Consider the following 18,245-nt stretch of genomic DNA (forward strand, 5'->3'; position numbering starts at 1 on the left):
GCGAGAGCCGCAGGTCACGGCTATGCCATGTCCTCGCTCAGCACCATGAGTTGAGTATTCCCGCCCGCGGCGCTCGCATTGACGGTCGTTATCCGCTCGCGAACAAGCTGGGTCCAGTCGTACATGCCGCTTTTGTCTGAACAGGCAACCGAGCTCGATACCGCGGTGGCTGCCTTCCGAATCGCGCTCAGATTGGCACAGCCGTCTTCGACGAGGATCACGGACGGGCGCACGTTGCCGATTTCCCCTCGCACAACGCGCACCGCGTCGGTCGTGTCGACGATGCGGCACTTTCCGGTCAATCGCGACGCGATATCGCCGGCGACCGGCGATTTCAGCAATATCACTTCGTTGCCGAATGCCGTCGCCGCGATTGCCTGCATGATGACGGCATCGACGGACTCGCCAGCGCAGAGCACCGAACCGCGCGCGACGAGCTCGACGGTATTTTCTTCACCGGTCAGCGCGGGCAAGCCGAATGGCGTGGAGTCCGAAACCAGGCGCGACAGTTTGCTTTTCACGTCCACAATGCGGCCCGGGACGCGATGCCGCTCGGCCGCGAGCGACAGGAGCGCGTCGATCCGCGCCTGGTTCCCGTCCTTGGCCTGCTGCAGCGCCCTGCTCCGCGCCAAGAACTTTCCGGCCTCTTTCTGCACGGGGAATTCGTAGAACTTCTCGCAATTCAGCCGCGACGAAGGCGCGAACGGACCGTGCGAGCCGCTGAACGTGTCGGGCGCCTGGCGAGTCAGCGCGAACAGCGTAAGCGGGCCGCCCATCATCGGACCCGTGCCCGATGCGCCGACGCCGCCGAACGGCTGCATGCCGATAAACGCGTTGTGCATTGCGCGATTGACGCACACGCTGTTCGCGCTTGCCCCGGACAGCAGCTTTCCCGCCGCCTCGTTGATACGTGTATGCAGCCCGATCACGCCGCAGCCGATCACGTTCAGCCTGTCAAGCAGTTCGTCCATGCAGCCGGTCTTCCAGCGCACAACGTGAAGGACAGGGCCGCTGATCGCCGAATCGATGGCAGACAGCGACTCCAGCCCGCCGAGATCGACGATCGCGGGCGCAACGAAATTGCCTTTCCTGCACGCGTCGGACAGCCGCGCGCGCGTGACCTTGAATCCACGGCGCTCCAGTTGCCCCAGATAGGCTTCGACCTGGTCTCGATCTCGCCGCGTCGAAAGCGGCCCGATATCAGTTGACGTATCGAGCGGATCGCCAATTTCGCGTTCGCTCAACATCCCGGCCAACATGCGAAGCACGGTTTCCGCGGTGGAGTCCTGCAGGCAGAGAACACGCAGCGACGAAGCGAGCTGCCCGGCATGCTTGAATGCCGAAACCATCGCATCGGAGATGACCTGTTCGGGCAGCGCGGAGCTATCCACGATCATTGCGTTCAGCCCGCTGACCGTCGAAATGAATTTCGGCGGGCGCGCCATTTCCGCGAGCAGACCCGAGACGTTCGTCGCACCGCTTCGCGATCCGGAAAAGAGCACCGCCGCGATACGGCCGTCGGCGATCAGCGCGCGGCCAACGCCCTGCCCGTCGCCGAGCAGGAGCTGAAGGACGCCGGCCGGGACGCCGACGTCCAGGAACGCGCCGACGGCCTCGTAGGCAGCCAGCGATCCCGACGACAACGACGGCTTCGCAATGACGACGTTGCCGGCCGCGAGCGCCGCGGCGATCTGGCCGACGACATTCGCGAGGGGCAACGTCGCCGGCGACAGGCTGGCGACGATACCGAGTGACTCGCCCGCATTCAGACGCGCGTCGCTCTTGAGTTGATACGCATACAGGCGGCACAGGTTGACCGACTTCCGCACCTCGTCGGCGGCCTCGGCCAGCGTCGATCCGGACTCGAGCACGAGCAGTGCTCCCAGCCGCGCGGCGCGGTTCTCCAGCACGTCCGCCATCGCTTCGAGGCATGACGCGCGGTCCGCCGCGGACCGTTCGCGCCAACCGGGCAGCGCCTGCTCGGCAGCGGCCAGCGCCGCTGCAATCGTCTCGTGCCGGCAGGCCGCCACGCTGCCGATCACGTCGGACGAGTCGCTCGCGCTGTACATGAACGCAGTCGAGTCGGACTGCACGTCGGGAACGCCCGCCACGATCGACTGCGCGACAATCCGATTCGCACGCAATTCCGCCAATGCCGCATCGAAATCGGCCGATTGCCCGAAACTCAGCGCCCGTGCGTTCACGCGCCCCGGCAGGACGCCGGTCGGCATCACGATGCCCGCGTGGGGCTTTCCGCCCGTGCGGGCAGCTCGTGCGACGGGATCTTCGACGATGTCGCTGATCTTCACCGCCTCGTCGACGATCTGATTGACGAACGACGAGTTGGCGCCGTTCTCGAGCAAGCGCCGCACGAGGTAGGCAAGCAGCGTGGCATGCGGCCCGACCGGCGCATAGATCCGGCATGCACGGCCGAGTTTCGATTTGCCGACGACCTGGTCGTAGACGGTTTCGCCCATGCCGTGCAGGCACTGGAACTCGAATTCCTGATTTCCGCCGAGCGTGTACGCTGCGGCAATCGAGAACGCATTGTGCGTCGCAAACTGCGGGTAGATCGCGTCGGGCGCCGCCAGCAGCACTTTGGCGCAAGCGATGTAGCTGACGTCGGAATGCACCTTGCGGGTGAAGACCGGGTAGCCGATCGCACCCGCATCTTGCGCGAGCTTGATTTCCGTGTCCCAGTACGCGCCTTTCACGAGGCGGATATTGATCCGTCGCCCCGTCGCGCGAGCGAGCGCGATCATCCAGTCGGCCACCGCGCGCCCGCGCTTCTGATAGGCCTGCAGCGAAATGCCGATGCCGTTCCAGCCACGCAGGCTCGGTTCATGACAGAGCCGCTCGAGCATCTCGAGCGTCAGGTCGAACCGCGCCGACTCCTCCTGATCGAGGTGGAAGCCGATCTGATAGCGCTTGGCAAGCTCCGCGAGCTGCAGCAGCCGCGGATAGAGTTCCGCGATGACGCGCTCCCGCTGTGCCAGTTCGTATCGCGCATGCAATCCCGAGATCTTGACCGACACGCCGGGCCCGTCGATCGGCCCGAGCCCCTTTGCATCCTTGCCGATCGCTTCGATCGCGTGCTTGTACGAGTTGAAGTACGCCAACGCATCCTCGTCGGTCAGCGCGGCCTCGCCGAGCATGTCGTACGTATAGCGATAGCCGCTCGACTCATGGCCCTTCGCGACACCGATCGCTTCCTCGATAGTCTGCCCCGTCACGAACTGCTTGCCGAGCATCTTCATCGCATACGCGACGCCGGCGCGCACCACCGTTTCGCCACCTTTCCGGAGCACGCTGGTCAGCGCTTCGGTCAGCGCGGCATCGTCCGGCTTCTTCAGCAGCTTGCCGGTAATAAGGAGTCCCCAGGCCGTCGCATTGACGAACAGCGACGGTGACTTGCCGATATGGGCACGCCAGTCGGCGTCGACGATCTTGTCACGAATCAGCTGGTTGCGCGTTTCCGTGTCGGGAATCCGCAGCATCGCCTCCGCGAGACACATCAGCGCAATGCCTTCGCGGCTGTCGAGCGAGAATTCCTGTGTCAACAGATCGACACCGCCCGCATCGATGCGCGCGTCGCGAACGCCTTGTGCGAGCCGCGACGCAAGCTCCTGCGTCCTGGCGAGCGTAGTGGCGTCCATCTGCGCTTCTTTCATCAGCGCCTGCACGACGACTTCCTCGGGCAGGCCCGTTGCATCGTGGATTCTCTGGCGCAGTACAGAGAGGGTGGACGAGACGGTCTGCATGGCTTGGATTTCCGACAACATGATGAGATGACCCGATATTGATGGTTCAGAGCGTATTGAATGGCTCAAATCAGAAAGCATTCGCGCTGCCGCGCAGCCGCTCGGTTCGGCGACGCAGCAGTTCCAGCGTGACGAGCAGAAGCGTCGAGATCACGACGAGGACAGTAGCGACAGCGAGAATCGTCGGGCTGAGCTGTTCGCGAATACCGGCCCACATCTGTCGCGGCACCGTGCGCTGATCAGTGCCCGTCAGGAAGAGCGCGACCACGATCTCGTCGAACGATGTGGCGAACGCGAACAGCGCCCCGGAGATCACACCCGGCGCGATGATCGGCAGCTTGACCTGCATGAACACGCGAACGGGCGAAGCGCCGAGGCTTCGGCCTGCACGCGACAACGCTTCGTTGAAGCCGGCGAGCGTCGCGGTCACCGTGACGACGACGAACGGAACGCCGAGCGCCGCATGCGCGAGGATCAAGCCGGTCAGGCTGTTCGTCAGACCGAGCGGACTGAACGCGAAGTACACGCCAACCGCCGTGATGATCAGCGGAACGATCATCGGCGAAACTAGGATGCCGGTGATCAGCGCCTTGTGTTTCAGCTTGGGATTCATCAGCCCAAGCGATGCGGTCACACCCAGCACGGTCGCGATGAAAGTCGACACGACGCCGACGATCATCGTGTTCTTCAGTGCGAGCATCCATTCCGGGCTGTTGAGGAAGTCGTGGTACCAGCGCAGGCTCACACCAGGTAACGGATAGGTGAAATACGGCTGCGAGTTGAACGACAGCGGCATCACGACAAGAACCGGCGAAACCAGGAAGAGCAGCACGCCCAGCGACACGCCGACGTGGAAAAGCCGACCGAGGCGCCCCCAGACCGTTACATAAGCTGGAAAGTTGAACATTTCGTTTACCCCAGTTTCACGCCGGCACCGCCGGTCATCCGCACGAAGATCGCGTACACGAGCAGCACGCCGCCCAGAAGAATCGACGCGAGTGCGCTTGCCAGCCCCCAGTTCAGCGTCGAGTTGACGTGGTTGGCGATGTAGTAGCTCGCGAGCTGGTCGTCCGGGCCGCCCACGATCGCCGGCGTAATGTAGTAGCCGACCGCCAGGATGAAAGTCAGCAGACCCGCCGCGCCGACACCCGGAAGCGTCTGCGGAAAATAGGCCTGAAAGAATGAGCGGATCGGACCGGCGCCGAGCGATCGAGCGGCTTTCACGTAGATGTTCGGCACGCCCTTCATGACCGCATAGAGCGACAGAATGGCGTACGGTAAAAGAATATGGGTCATCGCGACGAGCACACCGAACCGGTTGTAGATCAGCGCGAATCCCGTATTCGTGAGCCCCAGGTGAATCAGAAGATCGTTCAGCACGCCGTTCGTCTGCAGCACGACGACCCATGCCGTCGTGCGAACCAGAATCGATGTCCAGAACGGCAACAGCACCATGATCATGAACAGGTTGCTGAATCGCGCCGGAATGTTCGCGAGGAAATAGGCGACCGGGTACCCGAACAGCAGGCACAGTGCGCTGACGGAAATGCTGACCCAGGCGGTGCGGACGAACACGTCGATGTAGAGTCGTTCGCTCCTCGGTTGACGCACGATCGTGCCGTCGCTGCCGCGCTTGAAGTCGAATGCCTTCAGGTAATAGCCCAGCGTCCACGGCGACGATGCATATTTCAGCGTCGACCACGCGGCGACGTCATCCCAACGGGAATCGATCGCGGACAGACGCTGGTGCCATGTCCCGGCGTCGCTGTCACCCAGCCGCCGTGCAGTTTTCATGATGAGGCCGCGCATGCCCGCTTCGTCGTAATTGAGCCGCGACGCCACACGGCTAACGCCCTCGCTTACCTTTGCCGCGAGCAGGTCCTGACCGAACGCCTCATAGACATGTTCGCCAGGAAGCTTGCCCGTCGCGGGATCCCATTCGCGAAGCAGTCCCGCAGCATGCGGCAATTCATTGGAGATGGTCGGGTCTCGAAAGCTCTTCATCAGCAGGCTGCCGATAGGAACGAGGAACGTAGCGAGAAGGAACGCGAGCAGCGGAAGGACGAGCAGCATCGCCTTGACTCGCTCGGCACGCTCCGCGCTGCGGAGCTTCGCCTTCAGACTTCGCGAATCGGCGATTGCGACCTGCCCGGCATCGCTTGCCGGCACGGAAATATCGGTTGGGAGAATCATCGTCGTTCCCGCGGCATCCGCCGCGCCCTCCTCGTTCATGCAACGTCGGAATCGTTCAATTCGGGTCGAACCAGTACGGCGGCCTTCGCGTCGACAACGCCATCCGCGTCGTCTTCACCGTCATGATTCTTCCTGACAATCTACGCATACCTAATCATTCGATCCAGAGCGGTCAATCCAGTTGACAGAACTATTCGCTCAGGCGATCGTTAGGCTTCGATAGCGGGATCTACATCAACGCACGGCACGCGTCGGTCATCCAGCCGACGTCGACCGAGTCGCCGATACGCAGCCGGCGAGCCGCAACGTCGTTGGGAAGCTTGACGATGAAGTCGTCACGCCCGCACACCTGCATCACGATACGAAGATGATCGCCGTAGTAGATCAGGTCTTTCACCCCGCCCGGAAATACGTTGTCGCATGCGCGCGCTTGGTCGCCGACAACGATTCTCTCGGGCCGCAGCGATACGCGCGCACTGCCGGCCGCACGAACTGCGGCACCGGTGCTCGCGTAAATACTGTGACCGCCATCGAGCTTCACGGTGCAACGCTGCTGCTCGATCTCCGAAACGACACCCTGCAGTTCATTGCTCTCGCCGATGAAGCGCGCGACGAACGCGTTTTCAGGCTTCTCGTAGAGCTCGGACGGTGACGCGAGCTGCTGGATGATGCCGTTGTTGAACACGGCGATGCGGTCCGACATGGTCAACGCCTCGCCCTGGTCATGCGTGACGTATACGACCGTGAGCCCGCTCTGTTCGTGAATCTGCTTGATTTCGTACTGCATTTGCTCGCGCAATTGCTTGTCGAGCGCGCCAAGCGGCTCGTCCATCAACACAAGCGCCGGCTCGAACACGAGCGCACGTGCCACGGCGATGCGTTGCTGCTGACCGCCCGACAGTTGCGCGGGCATGCGGTGGGCGAACTTCTCCATGTTCACCATCCGCAGGGCTTTCGTCACCTTTCGTTCGATCTCGCTCTTCGCAACCTTCCGGACCTTCAACGGAAATGCAAGATTCTCGGCGACGGATTTGTGCGGAAACAGCGCGTAGCTCTGGAACACCATGCCGATGTTGCGCCGCTCTGGCGGAATCCGGTTGATCGGCTTTCCCTGAAGCAGAATCTCGCCGTGCGTGGCCGTTTCGAAACCCGCCAGCATCATCAGACAGGTCGTTTTCCCCGACCCCGACGGCCCGAGCATCGTGAGGAATTCCCCCTTCTCGATCTCGAGGTTGAGATTCTTCACGACCAGCGTTTCGCCGTCGTAGGTCTTCTGGACGTTCTTGAATGAGACAATCGTCGACATCGTGTTCTCCTGTCGATCCGGGCAAGCGTCGATACGCTTGCCCGGATCCCATGCTTCGTGGTCGTTCAGGGTCGACATTCCTGCCCTGCGTCGACCAGCGTCACTGCTTCAGCGCTGACTCCTGTTCTGGGCTTCGCAACCTGGCCGGAGGCAAAGCCCTGCGCAAACCCGTCCCGGGCTTACGCGCCGAACTGCCATTCGCGCGGCGGCAGATAGGTTTCCTTGACCACGCGCGGCGACGCCCAGCGCAACAGGTTCAGGTACGAACCCGCCTTGTCGTTCGTGCCGCTCGCCCGGCCGCCGCCGAACGGCTGCTGGCCGATCATCGCGCCCGTCGGCTTGTCGTTCAGGTACAGGTTGCCCGCGGCATTGATCAGCGCGGCCTCGGCCTGGTGCAGCGCGAAGCGGTCAGTGCTGAAAATCGAACCGGTCAGCGCGTACGGGCTGGTCGCGTCGATGAGCTCGAGCGTGTCGGTCCAGGCGTTGTCGTCGTAGACGAACACCGACAGAACCGGACCGAACAGCTCTTCCGTCATCAGTGCGTGGCGCGGATCCGATACCTGCAGCACAGTCGGCTCGACGAAGTAGCCGGGATCCGACCAGGTCTTGCCGCCCGACACGACGGTCACCGCGCCGTCTTCCTTCGCCGCAGCGATCACGCGGCTGAGCTTCTGGTACGACACCTCCGAAATCACCGCACCCATGAAGGTGTTGGCATCGGCGACATCGCCGACCTTGAGTTCCGCCAGGCGCTCGCGCAGTTCCTTGCTCACCGCCGGCCACAGGCTGACCGGAATATAGGCACGCGATGCCGCGCTGCACTTCTGGCCCTGGTACTCGAACGCGCCGCGAATGAGCGCAATGGCAACTTCGGACGGGTTCGCCGACGCATGCGCCAGGACGAAGTCCTTGCCGCCCGTTTCACCAACCAGGCGCGGGATCGTGCGGAATGCGTCGACCTTCGATGCGACACCCTTCCACAGAGACTGGAATACGGCCGACGAACCCGTGAAATGGATACCCGCCAGATCGCGCGAGGCGAGCGCGACGCGCGTCGTCATCTCGGCATCGCCCGGCACGAAATTGATGACGCCCGGCGGAAGGCCCGCCTCTTCCAGTGCTTCGAAGAAGATGTAGTTCGCGAGCGCCGACTTTTCCGACGGCTTCCACAGCACCGTGTTGCCCATGATGGCCGGCGCGGTCGTCAGGTTCCCGCCGATCGCCGTGAAGTTGAACGGCGAGATCGCGTACACGAAACCCTCGAGCGGGCGCCAATCGGCACGATTGACCGCGGTCGGCACCGACATCGGCTGCTCCGCGTACACGCGCTGCGCGTTGAACGCATTGAAGCGCAGGAAGTCGATGAGCTCGCAAGCACTGTCCGGCTCGGCCTGGTCGATCGTCTTGCTCTGGCCGAGCATCGTCGCTGCATTGATCTTTACGCGCAAACGCGTCGCGATGATCTCGGCGGCCCGATGAAGAATCGTCGCGCGGCTCGAATGCGTCAGGCTCGCCCAGTCGCGCGCGACCGATTTCGAGCTCGCGATCGCTTCGGCAACCTGCGCTTCCGTCGGGCGGTGAATGCGAGCCAGCACACGCTGATGATCGTGCGGCGCACGAACCTCGACGGTATCGTTCGAGAAGTACTTCTTTCCACCGATTACGGTCGGGATATCGACGACTTCACGTTGCTCGAGGGCTTTGCTCAGTGCGTCGGCAGCTGCGGTTCCCGGGCGGAAGGATACTTCCGGTTCATTGGCCGGCAGCGGAAATTGAGGACCTGAACTCACGGCAACTCCTTAATAAAACGAATGGTTGAAAGCGTCGCATTGTTTGCATTCGCCACCGGGTTTTCCCTAGTGCCACGGGGCTTTGCGGCAGATTTGCGTCAAACGGCAACTTCAGTTTCGAGAGTAGGGGCTACAAAACGAAGCCGTCCTTTATTCACGTCGACTTATGCAATGAATCGTGCAACGTGATGAAGTCCCGACACGTTACTCGGCACCCATCGTCGTCACCGGCACCCAGCGACCGCCCTTCACCTGGTAAAGCGTCGAGGTCGGATTCTTGAGATCGCCATTCGCGTCGAACGCGATCTTTCCCGTGATGCCTTCGTAGTGCGTCGCGTGCAGCGCCGACAGGAATTCCGCCGGCTTTGCAGAGTTGGCCTGCTTCATCGCGTTGATGGCCACCTATGCGCAGTCGTACGCGAACGGCGCGTAGGTGAGGATGTCCGCCCCGAAGCGCTTCTTGAATTTCTGCATGAAGGCCTTGCCTTGCGGCAGCGAGTCGATCGGACGTCCGTATTCCCACGCCATCGCGCCCTCGGCTGCCGCGCCTGCGACATTGATGAAGATGCTGTCGGCGATGCCGCCGCTGCCGACGAACTGCGTGCGCATGCCGAGCTGCTTCATCCGCTTCGTAATGAGTGCGGCCTGGTTGTCGCCGCCGCCGAAGAACAGCAGATCGGCGTTGGCCGCCTTGATGTTCGTGAGCTGGGCATTGAACTCGACCGCCTTGTCGTTGGTGTATTCGGACGACGCGATCTTGCCGCCGGCGGCGGCCACGGCCTTCTTGAACTCCTCGACGGCGCCTTGCCCGAAGGCCGTCCGGTCATCCATGACCGCAATGCGCTGCGCCTTCGTGACGGTCACCGCGTACTTGCCGGCGTTGCCGGAGTTTTGCGTATCGGTTGCAATAATCCGGAAGACCGTCTTCAACCCCTGATGCGTGATGGCGGGATTCGTCGCGGCCGGGTCGATCAACGGGATGCCCGCCTTCGCGAAGATCGGCGCCGATGGCAGTGCAACCCCCGAGTTGTAATACCCGACAACTGCGGCCACGCCGTCATCGACGAGCTTCTGCGCCACTTGGACACCGATGCGCGGATCGCTTTGATCGTCGACCGAATCGAGTTCGAACCGGACATCCTGTCCACTGAGCTTGATGTGCTGCGCGTTCGCCTCCTCGACTGCCAGGCGAACGCCATTCTCGATGTCCTTGCCGTTGGCGGCATTGATCCCGGTAAGCGGGCTCGAGACTCCGATTTTCACGACCAACTGGCCGTACGCAACGTCACAGGCAGCGGACAGCGCGAGGGCGCTCAGACTCGTGACGAGCAATTTTCGCGAAAGGCTGATCATTTGTTCAATCCCAAATGGTAAACGGAAGGCGTCTGACGGCCCAAGCATCTCGCCCCAATGCAATCTCGACGGATCGCCGTGACACTCACCCGGGAATTTCACTGAACATCCGTTCAGATCAAACTCGTCGCTATGGACTATATATGCAAATTACGAGCGATCAAAAACAAAATTCGCTGGACAGCGTCAGTATTTACACCAACATCTCGACCATTCTGGCGAGATAGCAGGCCCATGCCACGAAAATGATGTGAACGTTTGTTCAATTTCATTTCACGGCAATCGATATGGCCCCCAATAAATTACATGAACGAATGTTCAGTTTGGTGTGTTGGGTATATATTGGGCACACTCGTGGCTGCTCCGGCCGCCCAGGCCGGGCAGCATCTTGTTGAAGGAATGAAGCGACCATGAATGACAGCAGCGCCCGCACCACGCAGCCGGACAGCCGCAAGGATGACGCCGTGCAATACGAGGGGATGCGGTACAAGCTCATCGAATCGACGCTGGAGGTCGTTGGCCAGGTCGGCCTCGAGAACCTGACCATCCGCAAGGTCAGCGAGCACGCCGGCGTCTCGGTGGGCCTCGTGCACCATCACTTCGAGAACAAGGGAGATCTGGTTTACAAGACCTTCGTGTACCTTATCCGGCGCGTCCGGGAGCAGCTGACCGCAGGGCGCAGAGGGATCGACGAGCCGGTAGCACGCATGAAATTCACCGCGGACATGTGCTTCAGCGACGAAGTGCTGAGCCCCGGCGCCGCGAACGTGTGGCCACACATGTGGAGTTCGTCCGCTCACGACGTTGAAGTACGGCGACTGTGCACGGCGTTTTCACGACGCCTGCGATCCAATTTCGTGCATGACCTGAGGCAGGCAGGCTGCGACAACACCATGGCCTACATCTGGGCCGTTCAAGCCATGGCGCTGGTACACGGCCTCTGGATCGAGCATCGCGTGTCCGAGACGATCACGATCGACGAGGTCATGGGGATCTTTCACGGGATGATCGAGGATGCCACGAGACAGATCTGGCGACAAAACATGAGCCGATCGCTTCAGCGAACAACCGAGCGCCGACTCCCCTGATCACGCCTCTTCGCGCAGGTACACGTCTTCCGGCCGCAGCGACAGCGCCTTCGCGATATCCTTCGACACTTGCCGTTCGTAGGCCCGACAGAGCAGATCGTACAAATCGGCGGGAAGATGGCCGAGTTCGTTCTCCCGGTACGACAGGTAGAACGAACGGCTCAGTCGTGCGTGCGGACGGCCGTGTCGTGAAAATGCCGAGAGCGGCACGACCCTGATCTCGGGCGCATAGTGACGGGACTGCCAGACGCAGATCGGCGTCGTAATGGCGAACCCGAGCCCTGCCGCAACCAGGCTCAGCATCGGATCCGTCGCATCGAATTCGCACGATCGCTCGATGTTCTCCGCATGCGCGGCCAGGTACGCGTCGACATGCTGGCCAATCACGGACCGCGCACTGTAACGGATCAACTGGAGATGCCTGCTCAGGTCCGCCAGCGTGGTGAAATGGTCGATTTCGAAGCCCTTGGGCAGCACGACAAAGTACGGCTCCGAAAATAGCTTCTGCTTTCGAATGCCGGGCGCCTGTGCGGCGCTGCTCGTCGTCACCGCTACGTCAACTTGACGAGCCTCGAGTTGCGCGTCCAGCACGGGCGTAATGCCGGACCAGAGACGAATCTGGTGCGAGGTGCCGGACAACGCCTTGATGATGATCGGGCCGATCGTCGCTGCGAATGAATCGACGCATCCGAGCCGAACGACGACCCGCTTCGCGCGGGACACGCTGCGGACGCTTTCGACCATCTGGTCGGCGCCCTGCAGCAGCACCGTCGCATGTTCGAACAGTCGCTGACCTGCCGCGGTCGGGCGAGCCGGCCGCGTCGTACGATCGAGCAGGGTCGTGTCGAGCAGCGTCTCCAGTGCCTTGATGCGCTGCGAGACGCCCGCCTGGGAAATTGTCAGCCGGTCTGCGGCATCCGAGATGGAGCCCGCCTCCACAACGGCGACCCAACTCGCCAGAAGGTCCCAGTCGGGATATCGCTCAGGTCCGCTCTCTTTCATGGTTGGCATCAAAGTGACGGATGACTCTAGCACGATTCAACACCGGCCGGAAACCGTCACCCATACAGATTGAACGACGGCTCCGGATGAGGCACGCCGCTGCTCTTCGGCAGCGTCTCCAGGGTCGCGAGCAGGTTGTCCAGCATCACGCCGAAAAGCGCCGCGGTCGTACGCGTGACCGCAGGTTCGAGCTCACACTCCTTCCGCCAGTTTCCCGCAAACTCGACCTCCATCACATGAATGCCGCTGCCCGGCATCCCGTAATGCTGCGCCGGAAAAACATCCGCACACTTTCCGTTCACGACCCATGATCGCCCTCCGTGCTGGACAGTCTTGGTGAGTGCACTCACCAGGCGCCTGTCACACGACGAACCGTGGTGGGTTCCTACGTTGCAGTCGTAAGTGCCGGCTTGCTGTCGATACGGAGACAACCACGCGCTCGCGTGGGAAATCAATAAAAGCACATGGTCGTGCACACTGCGCAGACGCCGCAGTTCGCCGCCCAGTGCGTGATGATACGGTCGCCAGTAGCGCGCAACGCGCCGCGCGATCTCCTCCTCCGACGGTCCTTCACCCTGCCCGTAGAGGGGCTCTCCGTCGGACGTATGGGTTCGGCACAGGTTCGCGTGCGCGAGCCCCGGAGAAAGCGGCCTGCGATCGGCCGGCACGTTGCAGTCGATGATGCATGGGTGATGGCGCGCGGCAATGCACGTGAAGCCGCGCGCCTCGGCGACCGCCCGGAGTACGAATCCGGTCGGATCGGCAAGCCGCCCCTGTATCGCCGACCACGCCGGCTGCAACGTCAGCGCCTCTGGAACGAACGTCCCGATGTGCGGTGCCGCCACCAGGATCGGTCCGTCACCTTGGTAGATGCTGCCGTAGTCGTCGTCATGCATATATCGGCACCCGTGATGTTCTTTCGCCTTCAGGTGAAGTCACGTCAATGTCGCCCTGGCATCTACCCCGGGCGATTCCGAATGGAGGGTACTTGCGACGAGGCGCATGAACAGTATCGTAAGCAGGCCTTCAGCTATGTATAAGCGCTTCTTGCGGCAACGTTGTCGAGTGCCGCGGCATCACAGGCGATCCAGTCGATTGCGGCATGCATCCCGCCGAAGCATCGTCGGGCCAAGAACATCGACCCTGGCGATCGCGCCGCGTGCGGTCGCTCAACCGAGCACGAACCCCGTTACCGCGTCACCGAGGCGGGCAGCGGGTACCGTAAGCCGCACCATCGCTAAATATAAGCACCGCTTACGACGACGGCGATTGTTCGAGCAAGGCGCAGAGTTTGAATCACCAACCGCAGGCAGGACGACCCGTCGCTGACCGCGTGTAGCCGGCGTCCAGCCCTCGTTTCGACGGACGCTCGTGGCGTGTCGGGATCCTGGCCGCTATCGTCGACATCGAGTCGCTGCGGGCTCCGGCGCGGGCCGCGGGGATCCCCCCGGTTTATGCTCCCGGTCACGCCGGACCGAAAATCCAGACGCGCCGCGGTTTCGCCTTCGAATGAGATTTGATGGACGCCGAGAGCGCAGGCCGGACACGGCTGATGCCGGCAGCGCCGGGATCCGGGTACGGCGCGCTCGGCGCCCCGATTTATGTGAGAGGACAATGATGCGACTTGAAACGCAAGAAGCTTTTGCAATCGCCCGACAGGCAGTACTCGACGCAGGCGCGACCGATGCCATCGCAACATCGCTGGCCAACGCTGTCGTTTCGGCCGAATGGGCCGGCAGCCGCGCCGTCGGCTTCGCCCACCTTCCAGACTATCTGGATGGATTCGGACAAGGACGCATCTCGACAACTGCCGAGCCGTCTCTCACCTCGCCTGCTCCCGCCGTGTTACAGGCGGAAGCCCACCGCGGCATCGCACAACTGGGTTTTGACCGCGCGTTCGATCAGATCGTCGAGCGCGCCGGCACGTTCGGCGTTACCGTCTTTTCTCAGTCGAACAACTACACGGTCGGCGAGCTCGGCTACTATCCACGACGCCTCGCCGAAAAGAGCCTCGTGGCGCTCGCTGTGACGAATGCCACCGCGCAGATGACCACGCTCGAGAGCTGCAAGCCGGTGTATGGCACCAATCCGATGGCGTTCGCTGCGCCGACGAGCAGCGGCAAGCCGTTTGTGATCGACCAGGCATCCAGCGCAACCGCATTCGTCAACGTCAGAAAGGCCGCCGAGAGTGGCGGGACGATTCCCGAAGGTTGGGCGGTCGATGCGAACGGTCAGCCGACCACGGATCCGCGGGAAGCCGTCAAAGGCCTTCTACTGGCATTCGGCGGCGCGCGAGGGGCCAATATCGCGCTGATGATCGAAATCATGGCCGCCGGCATGACGGGCGGAAACTGGTCGATGGATGCGCCGTCGTTCGCATCGGGAAGCGACTGTCCAGCAGTCGGCCTGTTCGTGGTCGCATTCAAACCGGATCTGCTCGTGCCGGATTTTGCCAGCAGGCTGTCCGCCCAGATCGAACGCCTTGCCGGGCTGGGTGTGCGCATTCCCGGCAGCCATCTTGACGTTACCGAACTCGAGGTTCCTGACGCCGTGCTCGCAAGGATCCGCGAGTTCAATCGATCCGAATGACGCGGGGGCCGCACTGACGGCTGACGCGGCCCCCCCGGCATGGCCGGACTCACCTGTCCGGTCCATGCATTCGCCCCATCAGATCCGGCAGATCACGCCCACAAATCGCCAACGGTATAGCCGTTCGGGAACGGATCGGTCGGATCCAGCACCCACGTGTTGTAGCCGTAGATCCAGGAACGACCCGAGATGGTCGGAACAACCGCCTTAAAGTCGCCGATCCGCGTCTCTTCGATCAGATTGCCGGTGTACGTAATGCCGAGCAGCCCTTCATGCCGGAATGGCTGATCCAGCTTGAGCTCGCCCTTCGCATGGAGCGTGGCCATCTTTGCGCAAGTGCCGGTACCGCAAGCACACCGATCGATTGCCCCCGTCCAGGTGGCTGGATTGTCGAAATCGATGGCGCCGCTCGCCACCGTCACGGCATTTCGCCAATCGGCGTTCGGGTTTTCGGTGGGACCCGACAACTGCGCAATGGTGATGCCGATGCCCGGATAGTGAGGATGCGAGACCGGCAGCTGGTCCTGCGCCGCCTTCGTAATCAGCGCCGAGACCCGGGCGATCTCCTTGCCGTGTTCGGGAATGAGCTCGAGGCCCTTGAATTGACGTACGTCGGCGATCACGTAGAACATGCCGCCCCAGCCCACGTCGACCGTGACCTTGCCCAGCGTCGGAACGTCAATGACCGCATCGAGGTACGGCGCGAACGCGGGAACGTTCTTGAAGGTGACCTGCGTGACTTTCCCGCCCTTGCACTCGGCCTTGATGCCGATGAGACCCGCCGGCGCTTCGAGTTGAAACTCCGTGACCGGTTCGGTCATCGGCAGCATCCCGGTTTCGAGCAGCACGGTTGCAACCGAAATGGTATTGCCGCCACTCATCACCGGGTACTCCACCTGCTCCATGATGATGTAGCCGGCCGCCGCATCCGGATGCTTCGCCGGCACGACCAGATTGCAGCACACCGGCGGATAGCCGCGCGGCTCACGCAACATCAGCTGACGAATCTGATCGTCGTTTTCCTCGAGCCATTTCATCTGCTCGTAAACCGTGTTGCCCGGGATGTGCGGCACGCCGCCGGTGATCACCCGCATCGGCTCGCCAGCATGCGTTTCCACCGCGTGGAACATTCGCTTGAAAGTCATTTCATTTACCCTTGATTAGTGCAGCGAGATCGACGCCCGCCTTGCTGTCCATAAAACACTGCATGCGCACACGGAGGCCACGCGTGAAAAAGCCCGGATGAGCGACCGCCTCCCGATCCGATCATCGAAGAGCGGCATGCACCATCCGGGCAGGATCGAATGCGCGACCCGATTACTTCTTGCTGAGCCAGACTGCAAATTTCTGGTTCAGGTCGTCGGAGTGGTCAGCCCAGAAAGCGACGTCGGACTCGACCGCACCTTTCTGGTTGGCCGGTGCAGTCGGCAGGTAAGGCAACACCTTCGGATCGACCATCGCGACCGACGACTGTCTGATCGGGCCGTTTGCCGTCAGCGGAGCGAGCTTCGCCAGGACCGCGGATTGCGTCGCGTACTTGACGAAATCCTGTGCCGCCTTCAGATTCTTCGTACCCTTGACGATCACATAGCCTTCCAGATATTTGACCTGACCGTCCCAAATGAAATTGAACGGCTTCTTGTCCTGCATCATCGCGGCGTAGATGCGGCCGTTGTACGCGCTGGTCATCGTCACCTCGCCGTCAGCCAACAGTTGAACCGGTTGCGAGCCGGTCTCCCACCAGACGATCGACGATTTGATCGTGTCCAGCTTCTTGAACGCGCGGTCGAGCCCCGCCGGCGTGCCCAGGACCTTGTAGACGTCCGCCGGCGCCACACCGTCGGCCAGCAAGGCCCACTCCAGCGCGCCTTCCGGCGACTTCCGCAGGCCGCGCTTGCCGGGATACTTCTTCAAGTCGAAGAAGTCCGCAATCTTGCTCGGCTCGTGGCCCTTGAACTTATCCGTGTTGTAAGTGATGAGCGACGACCACGCGATATTCCCGGCCATACACTCGGAAACACCGTTCGGCACGTAGTCGCTCTTCGCCGGCGTGCCGTTTGGAGCGGCAGCCAGGTTGTTCGGGTTGATTTTCTCGAGCAACCCCTCGTCGCATGCGCGGGTGACATCCGACAATTGCATGTCGACGACGTCCCACGTCACGTTGTTCGTCTGCACCTGGCTTCGGATCTGCGCGATACCGCCGTTGTACGAATCGCTCTTGACCTGCACGTTGCCTGCGGCAGCGAACGGCTTGAGGGCAGTCTTATCCTGAGCGTCCTGATAGTTGCCTCCCCACGATACGAAGGTCACCTGAGCCGCCATCGCGGACGCGCTGATCAGGGATGCGGCGATCAATCCCAGCTTGAACACGGACTTCATCTTCGACTCCAGTAGGTAAAACTTGTATGAATACGAGCCACCGCAAACCGTAGACCGCCTTGCTGATTTCACCGGCCCACCACAGAAGCGCTGCTCTTGGTCTCACGCGGAAGTACACCGTTCACGCGCCCGGGCGCCCGCCCCCCGGCAATACGCGCCACCGGATCCGGAACACCTGAGCTTCAGACTAGTGGTGGAAAAAAAGCCCATGCATTGCTTCAGATCCGCTTATGCTGAAAATCGTGGCGCGTTATGGACGCCCATCGGCTGCGGCCGATTCGGTCGAACACACGCTTTCAGACTGGAACCGGGTCACTGCGCGAAACCTCGACTCGCCCCTCGAGGTGAAGACGTGCCATGTCGGCACTGCAACACGCGCGGTTGCGCTTCGCATCCGCAATGCATGTCGGTGACCATCGCCGGACTGCGCCCGATCGCCTTGCCCGCGCCGCCGCGTTGCCGAACCGTGCAATGCGGCACGCGTGCGGCATCCGCGTTCCCTCCTTCACGACGCACGTCGCCGGTCTGATCGGCCTGCCTGGACTTGCTTGTCGACGGCCTCGAATGAAAGTTCGGATGCGCGGTGCAGCCGGCCAGCGACTGCCGAAGGATCGTCATTCCTGAGCCAGCGAGTCAGTCGCAGCGAACGTGTGGATGAGCGCGATCGCGCGACGACGGCGGAAAATCACGAAGCGCAATACTCATACAAAATTCATGACGCGAGACGCACGGCCGATATATTCCGCAAACCCCAGGAAATTCGCATACGCCGCATGCAATTTTC

Annotated in this window: 11 protein-coding genes and 1 pseudogene; 2 read left to right on the top strand and 10 right to left on the bottom strand. The window is 62.0% G+C overall.

The features are described 5' to 3' along the window. Window positions 1-20 precede the first annotated feature (20 nt). The 6 genes and pseudogenes from putA to GEM_RS23285 form a co-directional block, all read right to left on the bottom strand. Window positions 21-3,761, bottom strand: a complete 3,741-nt coding sequence (putA, locus tag GEM_RS23260; RefSeq protein WP_014899857.1) for a bifunctional proline dehydrogenase/L-glutamate gamma-semialdehyde dehydrogenase PutA — start codon at window positions 3,759-3,761, stop codon at window positions 21-23. A 70-nt stretch (window positions 3,762-3,831) separates the two neighbouring features. Continuing rightward, a complete protein-coding gene (locus tag GEM_RS23265; RefSeq protein WP_014899858.1) occupies window positions 3,832-4,668 on the bottom strand; it encodes an ABC transporter permease in 837 nt (278 codons plus the stop codon). Between the two features lie 5 nt (window positions 4,669-4,673). Continuing rightward, a complete protein-coding gene (locus GEM_RS23270) occupies window positions 4,674-5,993 on the bottom strand; it encodes an ABC transporter permease (RefSeq protein WP_014899859.1) in 1,320 nt (439 codons plus the stop codon). Window positions 5,994-6,183: 190 nt separating this feature from the next. Then, the gene (locus tag GEM_RS23275) at window positions 6,184-7,260 is read right to left on the bottom strand and encodes an ABC transporter ATP-binding protein (protein WP_014899860.1); all 1,077 of its coding nucleotides are present in this window, start codon (window positions 7,258-7,260) and stop codon (window positions 6,184-6,186) included. Between the two features lie 179 nt (window positions 7,261-7,439). Then, a complete protein-coding gene (gene pruA, locus GEM_RS23280; protein ID WP_014899861.1) occupies window positions 7,440-9,050 on the bottom strand; it encodes an L-glutamate gamma-semialdehyde dehydrogenase in 1,611 nt (536 codons plus the stop codon). Window positions 9,051-9,254: 204 nt separating this feature from the next. Continuing rightward, window positions 9,255-10,403: pseudogene (locus GEM_RS23285) on the bottom strand (branched-chain amino acid ABC transporter substrate-binding protein). 410 nt (window positions 10,404-10,813) lie between these two features. Between GEM_RS23285 and betI the strand changes: the two are divergent. Further along, complete coding sequence (gene betI / locus GEM_RS23290; protein ID WP_014899862.1) at window positions 10,814-11,491, top strand: transcriptional regulator BetI; 678 nt, start codon at window positions 10,814-10,816, stop codon at window positions 11,489-11,491. On the opposite strand, the gene GEM_RS23295 is transcribed toward betI, so the two are convergent. Beyond that, a complete protein-coding gene (locus tag GEM_RS23295; RefSeq protein ID WP_041490802.1) occupies window positions 11,492-12,502 on the bottom strand; it encodes a LysR family transcriptional regulator in 1,011 nt (336 codons plus the stop codon). Between the two features lie 47 nt (window positions 12,503-12,549). Then, window positions 12,550-13,389: an N-formylglutamate amidohydrolase gene (locus GEM_RS23300; protein ID WP_014899864.1), complete on the bottom strand. Its 840-nt coding sequence runs from the start codon at window positions 13,387-13,389 to the stop codon at window positions 12,550-12,552. Window positions 13,390-14,107: 718 nt separating this feature from the next. Here GEM_RS23300 and GEM_RS23305 point away from each other — a divergent pair. Continuing rightward, entirely contained in the window at window positions 14,108-15,082 is a 975-nt protein-coding gene (locus GEM_RS23305) for an Ldh family oxidoreductase (RefSeq protein ID WP_272148396.1), read from the top strand. Window positions 15,083-15,174: 92 nt separating this feature from the next. Here GEM_RS23305 and GEM_RS23310 read toward each other — a convergent pair whose 3' ends face one another. Next, window positions 15,175-16,227 carry a proline racemase family protein gene (locus GEM_RS23310; RefSeq protein WP_014899866.1) on the bottom strand — a complete coding sequence of 351 codons (1,053 nt, stop codon included), beginning with the start codon at window positions 16,225-16,227 and terminating at the stop codon, window positions 15,175-15,177. A gap of 172 nt (window positions 16,228-16,399) precedes the next feature. Next, window positions 16,400-17,461, bottom strand: coding sequence for a polyamine ABC transporter substrate-binding protein (locus GEM_RS23315; RefSeq protein WP_014899867.1), 1,062 nt, complete (start codon window positions 17,459-17,461; stop codon window positions 16,400-16,402). Window positions 17,462-18,245: the final 784 nt, after the last annotated feature.

This window comes from Burkholderia cepacia GG4 (assembly GCF_000292915.1).
GTDB lineage: Bacteria > Pseudomonadota > Gammaproteobacteria > Burkholderiales > Burkholderiaceae > Burkholderia > Burkholderia cepacia_D.

Coding starts and splice junctions, on each gene's coding strand:
- betI (WP_014899862.1), top strand. CDS start 10,814: ATGAATGACAGCAGCGCCCGCACCACGCAGCCGGACAGCCGCAAGGAT.
- GEM_RS23305 (WP_272148396.1), top strand. CDS start 14,108: ATGATGCGACTTGAAACGCAAGAAGCTTTTGCAATCGCCCGACAGGCA.
- GEM_RS23300 (WP_014899864.1), bottom strand. CDS start 13,389: ATGCATGACGACGACTACGGCAGCATCTACCAAGGTGACGGACCGATC.
- GEM_RS23310 (WP_014899866.1), bottom strand. CDS start 16,227: ATGACTTTCAAGCGAATGTTCCACGCGGTGGAAACGCATGCTGGCGAG.
- GEM_RS23295 (WP_041490802.1), bottom strand. CDS start 12,502: ATGCCAACCATGAAAGAGAGCGGACCTGAGCGATATCCCGACTGGGAC.
- GEM_RS23270 (WP_014899859.1), bottom strand. CDS start 5,993: ATGAACGAGGAGGGCGCGGCGGATGCCGCGGGAACGACGATGATTCTC.
- GEM_RS23275 (WP_014899860.1), bottom strand. CDS start 7,260: ATGTCGACGATTGTCTCATTCAAGAACGTCCAGAAGACCTACGACGGC.
- GEM_RS23315 (WP_014899867.1), bottom strand. CDS start 17,461: ATGAAGTCCGTGTTCAAGCTGGGATTGATCGCCGCATCCCTGATCAGC.
- GEM_RS23265 (WP_014899858.1), bottom strand. CDS start 4,668: ATGTTCAACTTTCCAGCTTATGTAACGGTCTGGGGGCGCCTCGGTCGG.
- putA (WP_014899857.1), bottom strand. CDS start 3,761: ATGCAGACCGTCTCGTCCACCCTCTCTGTACTGCGCCAGAGAATCCAC.